Source organism: Bacillus sp. SIMBA_074 (genome assembly GCF_046534555.1).
GTDB lineage: Bacteria > Bacillota > Bacilli > Bacillales > Bacillaceae_G > Bacillus_A > Bacillus_A mycoides.
The window spans coordinates 1-265 of sequence record NZ_JAWRYM010000655.1; the positions used below are offsets into that span (position 1 = coordinate 1).

Below are 265 nucleotides of genomic sequence, written 5' to 3' on the forward strand. Positions count from 1 at the left end.
AATACCGACACCGACGCCAGCTGGTGTTTAATGGGTCGCCCAGTACGGGGGTCCAAGAGGTGGGAGAAGCGCTCGCCGTCGACTTCAAAGTAATTGCGGTAGTCGCCTGACGTAGCGACCGACATCCCTTCTAAGGCAAGCACATGCTGCGCTTCTGGCACACCGCTCTGCGGCACTTCAATACCAATCCGCCAGGGTGTTTGTGCTTCAACGTCACGGTAACCGCGCGCAATCAGGCCGCCGCCAATATTCACCAAATAATTTT

At 56.2% G+C, this 265-nt stretch carries 1 protein-coding gene; it reads right to left on the reverse strand.

The window, feature by feature from the left end:
• A partial coding sequence (locus SB773_RS32385) for an FAD:protein FMN transferase (RefSeq protein WP_410594474.1) occupies positions 1–265 on the reverse strand: 265 nt, incomplete at both ends.